At 44.2% G+C, this 12679-nt stretch carries 13 protein-coding genes; 5 read left to right on the forward strand and 8 right to left on the reverse strand.

The window, feature by feature from the left end; all coding sequences use genetic code 11:
• Window positions 1-36: 36 nt before the first annotated feature.
• Together KOE27_RS09920 and KOE27_RS09925 are read right to left on the reverse strand one after the other, a co-directional pair.
• Window positions 37-549, reverse strand: a complete 513-nt coding sequence (locus tag KOE27_RS09920; protein ID WP_229252726.1) for an NUDIX domain-containing protein — start codon at window positions 547-549, stop codon at window positions 37-39.
• Window positions 550-593: 44 nt separating this feature from the next.
• Complete coding sequence (locus KOE27_RS09925; RefSeq protein ID WP_215238735.1) at window positions 594-1031, reverse strand: CBS domain-containing protein; 438 nt, start codon at window positions 1029-1031, stop codon at window positions 594-596.
• A gap of 141 nt (window positions 1032-1172) precedes the next feature.
• Here KOE27_RS09925 and KOE27_RS09930 point away from each other — a divergent pair, with 141 nt between their 5' ends.
• Window positions 1173-2600, forward strand: coding sequence for an ATP-dependent DNA helicase (locus tag KOE27_RS09930; RefSeq protein WP_215238736.1), 1428 nt, complete (start codon window positions 1173-1175; stop codon window positions 2598-2600).
• A 6-nt stretch (window positions 2601-2606) separates the two neighbouring features.
• Here KOE27_RS09930 and KOE27_RS09935 read toward each other — a convergent pair whose 3' ends face one another.
• Complete coding sequence (locus tag KOE27_RS09935; RefSeq protein WP_215238737.1) at window positions 2607-3560, reverse strand: L-threonylcarbamoyladenylate synthase; 954 nt, start codon at window positions 3558-3560, stop codon at window positions 2607-2609.
• Window positions 3561-3803: 243 nt separating this feature from the next.
• Here KOE27_RS09935 and KOE27_RS09940 point away from each other — a divergent pair, with 243 nt between their 5' ends.
• Together KOE27_RS09940 and KOE27_RS09945 are read left to right on the forward strand one after the other, a co-directional pair.
• The gene (locus KOE27_RS09940) at window positions 3804-5543 is read left to right on the forward strand and encodes a GMC oxidoreductase (RefSeq protein ID WP_215238738.1); all 1740 of its coding nucleotides are present in this window, start codon (window positions 3804-3806) and stop codon (window positions 5541-5543) included.
• Window positions 5544-5570: 27 nt separating this feature from the next.
• Complete coding sequence (locus tag KOE27_RS09945) at window positions 5571-6206, forward strand: gluconate 2-dehydrogenase subunit 3 family protein (RefSeq protein WP_215238739.1); 636 nt, start codon at window positions 5571-5573, stop codon at window positions 6204-6206.
• Between the two features lie 63 nt (window positions 6207-6269).
• Here KOE27_RS09945 and KOE27_RS09950 read toward each other — a convergent pair whose 3' ends face one another.
• On the reverse strand, window positions 6270-7883 hold the full coding sequence (locus KOE27_RS09950; RefSeq protein ID WP_215238740.1) for an ABC-F family ATP-binding cassette domain-containing protein: 1614 nt from the start codon (window positions 7881-7883) through the stop codon (window positions 6270-6272).
• Between the two features lie 90 nt (window positions 7884-7973).
• Between KOE27_RS09950 and KOE27_RS09955 the strand changes: the two genes are divergently transcribed.
• Window positions 7974-8648: a lysoplasmalogenase gene (locus KOE27_RS09955; protein ID WP_255573947.1), complete on the forward strand. Its 675-nt coding sequence runs from the start codon at window positions 7974-7976 to the stop codon at window positions 8646-8648.
• Window positions 8649-8746: 98 nt separating this feature from the next.
• A complete protein-coding gene (locus KOE27_RS09960) occupies window positions 8747-8983 on the forward strand; it encodes a helix-turn-helix domain-containing protein (RefSeq protein ID WP_215238742.1) in 237 nt (78 codons plus the stop codon).
• Window positions 8984-9058: 75 nt separating this feature from the next.
• On the opposite strand, the gene KOE27_RS09965 is transcribed toward KOE27_RS09960, so the two are convergent.
• The 4 genes from KOE27_RS09965 to folP all read right to left on the reverse strand — a co-directional run bounded on the left by KOE27_RS09965 (window position 9059) and on the right by folP (window position 12595).
• Entirely contained in the window at window positions 9059-10330 is a 1272-nt protein-coding gene (locus tag KOE27_RS09965; RefSeq protein WP_215238743.1) for a beta-propeller fold lactonase family protein, read from the reverse strand.
• Between the two features lie 280 nt (window positions 10331-10610).
• Complete coding sequence (rpsT, locus tag KOE27_RS09970) at window positions 10611-10874, reverse strand: 30S ribosomal protein S20 (RefSeq protein WP_031527289.1); 264 nt, start codon at window positions 10872-10874, stop codon at window positions 10611-10613.
• A gap of 98 nt (window positions 10875-10972) precedes the next feature.
• Window positions 10973-11776, reverse strand: a complete 804-nt coding sequence (gene cdaA / locus KOE27_RS09975) for a diadenylate cyclase CdaA (RefSeq protein WP_215238744.1) — start codon at window positions 11774-11776, stop codon at window positions 10973-10975.
• Window positions 11777-11815: 39 nt separating this feature from the next.
• Window positions 11816-12595 carry a dihydropteroate synthase gene (gene folP / locus KOE27_RS09980; protein WP_310590064.1) on the reverse strand — a complete coding sequence of 260 codons (780 nt, stop codon included), beginning with the start codon at window positions 12593-12595 and terminating at the stop codon, window positions 11816-11818.
• Window positions 12596-12679 lie beyond the last annotated feature (84 nt).

A 12679-nucleotide genomic window follows, 5' to 3' on the forward strand; every position in this document is an offset into this window, starting at 1 on the left:
GTTTTCTCTAATTTATTAACTTAAAATTTCAGTCGGCTATTGCCTTCCCGTCACACCATACAACTCGTATATATCAGCCACTGCATGCAATCTGGACATAACCTCATGGGCGGAACCTGCCGGAAGCGCATGTAGTTCGTCCAGCGACAGAAAAGCTACCTGATCAATCAGCTGCTGATGTACAGCATGTTCGGGGTCCGAGCCTTTCACTAAGGTACCATCAAATGCTTTAATCTCAAAAAAGATCTCAACCGCATGAAGGGGAAGTTCTATAAACTCGTGGAGAAACAACATTCTCCCAACCACTACGGATAAGCCGGTTTCTTCCCGGAATTCCCTCACCAGCGCATCTTCCAGGTGCTCACCAAAATTCACACCACCGCCTGGAGGCGCCCAAAAAAACTTTTCAGGGCCTGCCATCGCATGCCCAACCATCAGAAACCGGTCATCCTTAACCAAAAAACCGCACACACGGACGCGCGTACGATTCCCGTAGGTTGTATGAATATGGTTCTCTTCCTTGTCCAATCCTGTATTTTTGGTGGGCAAAGATAACTATACCATTAAAATTGACAAGGTTATTCCCGAAATTCTCAGTAAGGATTGCCGGAGATATAACTTTCCAGCGATTTGATATGTGCCTTTTGTTCACGGATAATGGCAGAAACGATATCGTTGATAGATATAATCCCGATGAGTTTCCCTTTCCGGTTTACAGGTAGGTGACGGATATGCTTATCAGACATGATCTGCATACAATCTTCAATTTTTTGATCTGTCTCGACCGTAATTACCTTGGAAGTCATTACATCAGCTACCAGGGTTTCTCTGGAAGCCCTGCCCAGAAGGATTACTTTCCGGGCATAGTCCCTTTCGGAAAATATGCCAATTAACGCTCCGTCCTCGATTACCAAAACTGCTCCTATATTTTTCTCAGCCATTAACTCAAGTGCCTGAAAAACAGTTTTGTCTTTACTGATGGACCAAATTGCGTCAAAAGATTTGCCGGCCAGTACCTGGTAAACTTGCATAAGTGAGTAGTTTTTGGGTTTAAGATCAATTTTAATCCTAATATATCATTTTACTTTAAAAAAGTCCAACAAAATCATAGTATATTTTTGTAGAGAAATCCCGGTTTTGATATTATTTTCTGATGGAGTAGATTCGCCACCATGGAATCACCAGACCTGTTACCTTCCCAACGCCTTCAAAAGCGATTTCCTTTTAAACCCACAGCTGGGCAGCTTCGTTTTTTTTCTCAAATGAATGATTTCCTGGTCGAGGAAAAAGGCCTAGAACGCTACCGTGATTGTTTTATACTGAAAGGATATGCAGGAACAGGAAAAACGACCATTATCAGTACCCTGATCAAAGTACTTAAAAATTACGATTATAAATCGATTTTGCTTGCTCCCACAGGCCGGGCGGCAAAAGTAATGTCCAGCTATTCGGACAAAGTTGCTTTAACAATTCATAAAAAAATATATAAGCAAACAGCAGATTCCTTCTCCGGTAACCTGGTATTTCAAAGGCAGAAGAATTATCATGACAACACACTTTTTATTGTGGATGAAGCTTCTATGATCACCGATGAGGCCGATTTCGGCAGCAGGAGTTTGCTGGCCGACCTCATCGAATTCGTGTTTGAAAATCCGGGCAATAAACTGATGCTTGTGGGCGATGTGGCTCAGCTTCCTCCTGTAGGCCGCACTTTAAGTCCTGCATTGGAAAGGGACTATCTTGAAAAAACATTTTACATGTCTGTTTTTCAGGAAGAACTGACAGAGGTAATGCGGCAGGATGAATTATCCGGAATATTATCGAATGCCACGGCGCTCCGAAATGAGCTTCGTGCTGAAAGCCCGGTGATCAAACTCAGGACAAAATCTTTCCGCGATGTTTTCAGGATGACAGGCGAAAAGCTGGAAGAAGGGCTGAGATATGCATACGACAAGTACGGCCAGGAAAACGTCATCATTTTAACGCGCTCCAACAAAACTGCGGTTCAGTACAACGAATATATCAGACGGATGATTAATTTTTCCGAAGATGAGCTCGATGCCGGCGATCGGCTGATGGTGGTGCGCAACAACTATAATATACTGGACGATGACTCTCCTGCCGGTTTCATTGCTAATGGCGATTTCGTGGAGTTATTAAAGATCCGTAAAACCCAGGATATCCACGGTTTCAGGTTTGCGGATGTAACACTACGATTAACGGATTATGACAAACAGCCGGAATTCGATGCCAAGATCATCCTGGATACCCTTCATTCCTCTTCTCCATCCCTCTCCTCGGAGGATAATCGTAAATTATATGAAAGTGTAATGGAAGATTACATAGATATCAAATCCCGAAAAGAGCGGATGGAAGCACTTCGGAAAGATCCCTATCTTAACGCTTTGCAAGTCAAGTTTGCTTATGCTTTAACCTGCCACAAATCGCAGGGCGGCCAGTGGAGTGCTGTATTTGTGGACCAGGGGTATTTACCCGAAGAACAGATTAATGAAGAATTTATCCGCTGGTTATATACCGCCGTGACAAGGGCGACTGATGAAGTATTTCTCATGAATTTTCATCCGCATTTTTTTGCCTGAAATATTTCAGACTGCCGCAGCTCTTTTCAGCCTGTCGTTAATGGCTCTGCCCAAGCCTTCATCTGGTACGAATTCCGCTTCAATTTTAGTCACAGGAAGTGTATCCAATTCTCTCAGGTAGGCAAACAAATGCCGTGCTGCCTCCTGCATGTTACCACCTGGACTTAATAGTCGCTGATACTGCTGATCAACCCCATCCAGGTATTCCTTATATAATAGGTACCCCGTTTCACTATTTTCTCCTGACGAAAATGTATGCCGGTCTTTCAGAACAAATGGTTTTCTCGGAGCATAGTGGCTTTTTAACATACCCGGTGCCTGAGGATTGGAGGTAGAATGAGACAGTCTTCCAACCTTCCCTATCACCTTTTCGATATCTTCGAGTGCCAGGCCGCCCAGCCTGAAAACAGTGGGGATATCTTCGGAAAAGCCAATAATGGTTGATTCCACTCCCACCGTACACAAGCCTCCGTCTAAAATATAAGGAATCTTGTCTCCCAATTGCTGCTGAACGTGCGAGGCACACGTTGGACTGATGTACCCGAAAGGATTGGCACTCGGCGCCGCGAGCGGGAAATCCAGTGTTGCCAGTAAACTCAATGTAAGCGGGTGGTCCGGAATCCTGACAGCCACGGTGTTCAGGCCAGATGTTACCAGGTCAGGCACAATCGTTTTTTTGGGCAACAGTAAGGTAAGCGGGCCTGGCCAGTACCTCCTGGCCAGGAGCAGTGCCTTTTCTGGCAAAAACGAAACCAGATCCCCTATTTTTTCAAGCGAGTCGGTATGAATAATCAACGGATCAAAAGCAGGCCTGTTTTTTGTTTCAAAAATTGATAAAACAGCCTTCTCATTTAAAGCATTTCCCGCCAGCCCATAAACTGTTTCAGTTGGTATCCCAACAAGGAAACCTTCTTCCAAAATTTCTTTTGCCCTTTTTATGTCGGTACCAATCTCAGCCAAAATCCCAGGTTTTAATAAAATGCAAAGTTAAGTAAAAGCATTTTATCATCCACAGAGGTACAAAAGGAGTTAAAGCGCGTATTATATAGCCGGACCGTTCGTTAATAAAGGCGATACAGCCGCTCAACTCCGATCATTTAGAATTATTTTAAATAGAACCTAAATTGATCGTGAAAACACAACGTTATATTTTCCGTGTTTATATTTATTGATTAAATAGTATTTTTAAAACTAACCCTTGCTATGTTTCAAATCAAAGAACAACCTGCTGTTTTTGATGTCTGCATTGTAGGCTCAGGAGCGGGAGGTGGAATGGCAGCTTACCAGCTTGCCAAAGCTGGCGCAAAAGTGGCTCTTCTGGAAGCCGGAGGCTATTTTGATCCTGCTGATCCAAAATACATTACGCAATTAAAATGGCCATGGGAGTCGCCACGGCGCGGAGCAAACACGCACCGCCCATTTGGAGATTTCGATGCAGCCTGGGGCGGATGGGAAATCGATGGCGAACCATACACACGCAAGAACAACACGCAGTTTGACTGGTTCCGTTCACGTATGCTTGGCGGGCGCACCAACCACTGGGGAAGAATTTCCCTGCGGTTTGGCCCGAAGGATTTTAAACGTAAAAGCATTGATGGCCTTGGAGACGACTGGCCGATCGGCTACGACGACGTGAAACCATACTATGACCAGGTAGATAAACTGATCGGGGTATTCGGGACGGTTGAAAACATGGACAACGAGCCGGATGGTATTTTCCTCCCTCCGCCCAAGCCTCGCTTGCATGAACTTTTCATCAAGAAAGCTGGGAAAAAAGTCAATATCCCGGTCATACCTTCCCGGTTATCTATCCTTACAAAACCCATTAATGACCAGCGCGGGGTTTGTTTCTATTGCAGCCAGTGCGGCAGAGCCTGTCAGGCATACGCGGATTTCTCCTCGTCCTCGGTACTGGTAATTCCTGCGGTTAAAACGGGAAATGTTACGCTGATCAATAACGCTATGGCGCGTGAAGTGCTCACCGACCCTGTGACAGGATTGGCAACGGGTGTTTCTTACGTAGACAGAGAGAAACTTACGGAACATACCATCAAAGCAAAAGTAGTGGTTCTGGCTGCGAGTGCTGGAGAATCTGCCAGGCTACTTCTGAACTCAAAATCGGACAGACATCCCGGCGGACTTGCCAATTCAAGTGGTGTAGTGGGTCATTACCTGCACGATTCTACCGGCGCTTCCCGTGGTGCGTTCCTTCCGCACCTGATGGACCGCAAACGTTACAATGAAGACGGTGTAGGCGGTATGCACGTGTACACGCCATGGTGGCTGGACAACAAAAAACTTGATTTCCCAAGAGGTTACCACATCGAATATGGTGGAGGTATGGGTATGCCAAGCTACGGATTTGGTTCAGGTATCGAAAATATGAACGGAAAATACCCGACTGCAAGTGGTGCTATGAAATCTGCCGGTGGATATGGCGCTTCTCTGAAGGAAGATTACCGCAGGTTCTACGGAGCTTATGTTGGTATGGCAGGCCGCGGTGAAGCTGTCCCCGATTTCAATAACTATTGCGAAATTGATCCCAACGTGGTGGATAAATTCGGAATTCCTGTACTTCGTTTCCACTACAAATGGTCGGATTACGAAATCAAGCAGGCCAAACACATGCATGAAACTTTTGAAGAAATAATTCATGCATTAGGAGGTGTACCAAACGGTACCAAACCGGGTGCTGATACCAACTACGGCATTGCTGCACCAGGCAGGATCATCCACGAGGTAGGAACGGTAAGAATGGGTAATGACCAGAAAACTTCCGCCCTGAACAAATACTCGCAGGCACATGACGCCAAAAACGTTTTTGTGGTAGATGGAGGTTCGTTTGTTTCACAGGCTGATAAAAACCCTACCTGGACAATACTTGCACTTTCCATGAGAGCTTCCGAGTTTATCATCGATCAGGTAAAACAGAAAAACATTTAATCATCCCGTCGTTGACTCAATTATAAAATGAAACGCAGAGATACATTAAAAGCATTAACATTAAGCTCACTTGGGATTGCCTCGCTTAATCCTCAGGTAGCGCTGGCAGAGCAACGTGACCTGGACATGGCAACTCCGCCGGAAACCCCGGTTAAAGTGCCAGGTGGAAGACTTAAAGAAGAAGCAATAAGGGATGCCAAGCTGATGAAGGAGAAATTCTTTACCGCAGCTGAGCTCGCGACGATAACTGTACTTACAGATATTATTATCCCTGCCGACGAAAAGTCTGGCAGTGCTTCTCAGGCTGGCGTTCCGGCATTTATCGAGTTCATAGCCAAGGATATGCCCCAAAATCAGGTTCCTCTGCGGGGTGGACTTCAATGGCTGGACCGTGAGTCCAACAAGCGTTTTAAGAAGAATTTTACGCTTTGCTCCAAAACGCAACAGTTGCAGATCGTGGACGACATAGCTTATCCCGAAAAAGCCAAACCGGTTTACAGTCAGGGAGTTGCCTTTTTCAATCTGATGCGTAACCTGACTGCGTCAGGCTTCTATACCACTAAAATGGGTATTGACGACATCGGCTATAAAGGTAATACACCCAATGTATGGGAAGGCCCGCCGGAAGATGTTATTCGGCAATATGCCAAATACATTAGCTGATATAAAATGAAAAGAGGAACGATTTAACCCGTTCCTCTTTTCATTTTATAAAGAATTTTTAACTTAATATAATTTCTGGCGCTGCGCTTTTACGTTTTCGTCTTTCAGGAATTCGTCGTAACTCATCAGTTTATCCAGTATACCTTTAGGACCGATTTCGATAATTCTGTTCGCAATGGTATGCACAAACTGGTGATCATGGGAGTAGAACAACAGGCAGCCCGAAAAGTCTATCAAGCCGTTGTTGAGCGCCGTAATGGATTCCAGGTCAAGGTGGTTGGTAGGATCATCCAGTACCAGAGCATTTGCTCCGGAGAGCATGGTCCTGGATAACATACAACGCACTTTTTCTCCCCCGGAGAGTACTCTTGCTTTCTTTAACGACTCTTCTCCGGAGAAAAGCATCCGTCCCAGAAATCCACGAATAAAACTCTCATCCTTTTCTTCCGAATACTGACGAAGCCAGTCAACCAGATTCAGGTCTACATCAAAAAAGCTGGTCGGATCTTTGGTAAAATACGACTTGGTAATGGTCACACCCCAATTGTAGGAACCTTTGTCTGCTTTCTGCTCTTCATTGATTATATCAAAAAAAGAACTGATGGCAAGTACATTACGACTTACGAAGGCTATTTTATCCCCTTTATTGACCGAAAAGCTCAGATTATTAAAGAGTACTGTACCATCGTCCGCCTTTTTGGAAAGACCGTCCACTGTCAGAAGTTGATCCCCAACTTCCCGTTCCGATTTGAAGGCGATGTACGGATACTTACGGGACGAAGGTTTGATATCATCAATCGTAATTTTTTCAAGAAGTTTCTGACGGGACGTTGCCTGTTTGGACTTGGATGCATTGGCACTGAACCGCCTGATAAATTCTTCCAGCTCCTTCCGCTTGTCCTCAGATTTCTTATTGGCGTCCTGGCGCTGTTTCAAAGCCAGTTGGCTCGACTCATACCAGAAGGAATAATTTCCGGAAAACATCTGGACCTTACTGAAATCAATGTCCACCACATGCGTACAAACTTCATCCAGAAAATGCCTGTCGTGGCTGACAACGATTACGGTATTCTTAAAATCGGCAAGGAAGTTTTCCAGCCATAATACCGTTTCAACATCGAGGTTGTTTGTCGGTTCATCGAGTAATAGCACATCCGGGTTACCAAACAAAGCCTGAGCCAGCAGTACCCTCACTTTATCGTTTGAGTTAAGATCTGACATCAGGGCATGGTGCAATTCTTCACCCAGGCCCAGGCCGCTCAAAAGCTGTGCAGCTTCCGTCTCAGCTTCCCATCCGTTCAAATCCGCAAATTCTGCTTCCAATTCCGCAGCCTTTTCTCCGTCTGCATCGGTAAAATCTTCCTTCTCATATATTGCTTCCCGCTCTTTCATGATTTTATAAAGCCTTTCGTGGCCCAAAATCACAGCATCCATTACGGGATAAGCATCAAATTCAAACTGGTCCTGCTTCAGAAAGGCCAAACGTTCACCAGGATTAAGGCTAACGTTACCCGTTTGTGCTTCCAGTTCACCGGAAAGTATTTTCAAAAAAGTAGATTTCCCCGCTCCGTTCGCACCAATCACACCATAACAGTTACCCGGAACAAATTTTATATTAACTTCATCAAATAACACTCTTTTACCATATCTTAAAGATACGTTCGAAACCGTAAGCATTGTAAAATCTATTTTTATGAATGAAAGTGCAAAATTACGAAATTCACCTCGATTTAACATATCTGAATACGGCAAATGCGCTTCTCAATGATGAAAGAGATATGTTTCTTTACAACCTTCTTTTTTGGAATCTGCCTCATTAACATCACTGCGGAGTTATATGATATAAAGTGGCTTGTTTACTGCAGCAAGCCCTGTATAATGATGTCATTATTTTTTTTCCTGATTTACAACAGCAGCAGTACTGAACGGCACACACAAAACCTCTTCATTGCAGGTATGGTCTTCGCTCTGCTTGGAGATATATTTCTAATGATCAGAGCATCTGGCCTGTTCCTGCCTGGTTTGGCCGCCTTTCTCGTCATGCAATGGATTTATACCTCCGTATTTCTGAGACAATCTGTTTCTCTTTTTAAAGAGAAATTCATGCTTTGGTATTACATTCCTTTTATCGGCTATGCCACCCTTTTAGTGTATTTATTGTTCCCTGCCCTGCCTGATCAAATTCTCAAAACCGGAGTTGCGGTTTATGCTGCGAGCATAGCCACCATGGCTTATGCGGCCCTTCTCCGTAGACACGGGGTCTCTACCAAATCATTTCAAATGGTTTTTACCGGCGCCATTTTATTTGTCCTTTCCGACTCCCTCATTGCCATTAACAGGTTCCTTACGCCGGTACCACTGGTATCCATTTGGGTAATGGGAACCTATGCCACGGCCCAGTATCTCATTGTAACAGGAATACGCAAAGAAAAAATGGCCTGATTACTGGCTTGCGGTAGTGTCAAAGTGACCAGCCATTTCGAAATAAGTCTAATCGTTAATACTTTCTGGAAACATCATCATCCTTACATCACACATCTATGTCTATAAAAAATCCAGAAAACATTGGATCCAAAATCAAAAGACTGAGAGTACTCTATGGTTATAAACAGGAATATGTGGCAGGGCAAATGGGCCTGAGCCAAACCGGTTACAGTAAAATTGAAACCGGTTACAGTAAGATGACCTTGGAAAAAGCAACCCTGATTGCGCGAATCTATGATATGTCACTGGTGGAATTACTGGAATGGAAGGAAGCCAACACAGCTGGCCAGTAAATTCCCGGCTATTGCTCATAAAAAAGGCCGGACAAGCCGGCCTTCAAATTATCTCCATTAATTTCCGCTAACATGTCAGGGAACAATTCTTACGGTATGTGCTCCTTTACCCACACTTACCTTTGCTCCTTGTTTCTTCAAAGCTGGGGTATCTCCCTTTGTGACAGAGTAGAACTCTACACCGCCCGTTCCTGCTCCGAATTCCAGATATTCAAATACAGAAACCGCAAGGTTGGACCCGTCTTTATCAAAAACGACGCCTCTTGGATAAATTCCTTCAAAAGGATAATCAGCTACTTTGGCCAACGCACCATCCGCGCCTACCTTATAAAGGGTAAGAGATGCTCCGGTACCAGCTCCGGCTTCGGACCATGGTGAACCGCTTTTACCTGCATTTACCGCTACCAGCAAGCTCCCATCGGGACTAGTTGCAAATGAGCCGGTATTAACGCCCACAGCCGCTTTGCTTACAACCTTATGTTCAGCAGATCCGTCCATGGAGAAGTCCACTACATGAATTTCGCCGGGCTCAGATGCACCTCCTTGTTTTGCCTTGGAATCCAGTACAAAGTAATGCTTTCCATCTGTTGAAAATTTACCCATGGATGGATCGGCGCCCACTTTTATCGGTTTACCCAGCAGTTCTACATTTTTTAATTTTCCTGCTTCACGAATTACCTTGTAAATACCCACCTCGTTGGAATTGTCCAGTGTGAAAGCAATGAAATCACCAGATGGGTGCCAGGTAAGATCCGTTATTTTACTTGTAGTATCCAGCGCGGCAGGCAGGTTCAGAAAACGGGCTGGTTTTCCGTCCGGTGCTGCTTCTATAAAAACAAGCTCCTTACCAGCGTCTCTGGTGGAAATGATAAGTTCATTTTTGTTAATATCAATCGAAGTCGGGTTTTTGCCGACTGAAAAGCCAAATTTAGCCTTAGGTGCTGCCAGATTCATAATATCAACCACATAAAGCTTTTCTCCAGCCGGGAATTCCGCAGCTGCATCTTTATATTGAGTTACCCCGTCAGCTGGGCGTAATTTGTTTTCAAGCACATAGGCAAGCCCTCCATTAACCGGTACTGCAATTGTTTTTGAATTCCCAAAAACCGAATTAGAGATCAGGGCACTTCCGATACCCTTTCCTCTTTCAATCGGAAACTTGATTGATGTCAGTTGATCTTTCGCTGTGTTGTCTGTCAATAGCTTTCCATCCACCAAGGCCGAAGCGGCAAGATCCGCATCTGATATCACGATGAGACCTTTGGCATTGAAATTAATGGTGGACTGGGCAACAACAGGAACTGCTCCCAAAGCTATCAAACCGGCAAATAATGCGACTTTTTTCATAGAAAGAAGTTTAGTTAAAGTTGAATACTGTGTTTTAAAATGGTACCTATTACAAGCCAAAAGAAACCCTGAGAGATCCATTTGACCTTTCAAAGTTTCTTTTATGATTTTGCAATATAAAACAAAAAAGTCCTTATACGGTAAAATTTTACTCTTATTTCAACCACTAAGTTTCTTTCTGATCTGTTTTTCAAGCTAAAGGGAAATAACCCAAAGAGTTCTGGAAACGAAAAAACCCTGATAGTTGAACTACCAGGGCCAAGACCAGTAAGTAAAAAACTTAAGCTGCTACAGCTAACGAGTTAACCAATTTAGCCAGTTTAGACTTTTGGTTAGATGCTTTTTTCTTATGGATGATATTTTTCTTTGCCAAACGATCCAGCATAGAAGATACAGTTTTGTAAACTTCTACCGCAACTGTTTTGTCAGTCGTTTCACGCAATTTTTTGATATACGAACGAGTTGTTTTGTGCTGGTAACGGTTACGCAAACGTTTAGTTTCGTTGGCGCGGATTCTTTTTAATGCTGATTTATGATTTGCCATTTTATAATGATAATATTTGTCTCTTTCTCAAACGGTGTGCAAAAATATAAAAACCCTTTTAAAATGCCAAATTCCTTTTGAAATAATCTTCTAAAAAGTTATTTCACCAAATGGTTAACCTCCGAAGACAGGTACTCTTCCAGCCGTCCCAACAATTCGGAAGGATGTATGTTACTATATAACTCTCCCTCCACGGCCAGGGAAATTTTCCCCGTCTGTTCAGAAATCACGATCACAACGGCGTCCGTGGCTTCGCTCATCCCCATTGCGGCCCTGTGCCTGAAACCCAGGGAAGACGGCACATCCACGCCATCCGCTACGGGCAGTACACAACGAGCCGCTTTCAAACGGCCGTCAATGATAACCACAGCACCATCGTGTAGCTCACTATACTGGTTGAACAACGACACCAAAAGAGGTTTGGATAGTTTGGCATCCAGCATTTCTCCCGTTTCAATAAATTTACCGAGATCGTCCTTTTTGTTGATAACAATGAGAGCTCCGGTAAAATTAGCAGCAATGCTTTTGCTTGCTTCTACAATTTCCTTGAGGTTTTTGGATTTCACATCCACCACCGAACTTCCCAGTATCCTTTTTAAAAGTCCGTTATTGGTATAAATTGTGGACTTACCGATGATCAGCAGGAAACGGCGAATTTCCTGCTGAAAGATCACGATGAGTGCAACAGCCCCCACTCCCATAAAATACTGCAGAATGGCCGTCAATAACCCCAAACCCAGCCCCCGAACCACCAGATAAAAAACATATACAAAGAGGTATCCCAAAAAAACCCGGCTGGCAATACTACCTCTGACAAGGGTATATATCTGATACAACAGAACAGCTACCAGAAAAACATCAAGAACATCAGTCCAGTTGATATTCAAAAAACCAACACGCATAAAAAAATCAATAATATTTCGCGCCTAAATTACCATTTTTTAATGGATCGCCCTAGTAGCCATCCATAGTTTTACCGCCTCCATCGCAGGTTTCACATCATGAACCCGCAGGACCGACGCCCCCCGGTCCAAAGCCAGGGTGTTCAGTACCGTAGTACCGTTAAGAGCATGGTCCGCATCGGAATCCAGTGTTTTGTAAATCATACCTTTTCTCGAAATACCAATCAACAAGGGATATCCCAATGCATGGAAAGCCTGAAGGTGGTTCATCAACTGAAAATTCTGTTCCCTTGTTTTGGCAAAACCGAAGCCCGGATCAATCAGAATGTCGGACATCCCACCCTCTTTCAATTTCAGTAACTTGGGCAATAACTCGTTTATAATATCCACTGTTAAATGATTGTAAGCCGTCAGCTTGTTCATCGTGCCTGGCGTTCCGCGCATGTGCATCAGAACATAGGGTACCTGTAATGTCCCGACGGTATCCAGCATTGCGGCATCCAAAGTACCGCCAGAAACGTCGTTAATGATATGGGCGCCGCCATTTACAGCACACCTGGCTACCTCAGAACGAAAGGTATCTACCGATATGATCAGATCAGGAAAATATTTACTTAACGGTTCTATTATCGAAAGAATACGTTCACTTTCTTCGGATAAACTGATATCCGCCGCCCCGGGCCTGGTAGAATACCCTCCGATATCTACGAATGTGGCACCTTCAGCAAGCATTTTGCCAGCTTTGTCTGTGGCCTCCTGCAATGAGCCCGCCCGGCTGCCACCAAAAAAAGAATCAGGGGTGATATTGAGTATACCCATAACCCTCGGGATGGACAGATCTATCAACCGTCCCCCGATTTTGAGCGTTTTTTTACTAACTTGCGTGCTATAATTCATATACTC

Source organism: Dyadobacter sp. CECT 9275 (genome assembly GCF_907164905.1).
GTDB lineage: Bacteria > Bacteroidota > Bacteroidia > Cytophagales > Spirosomataceae > Dyadobacter > Dyadobacter helix.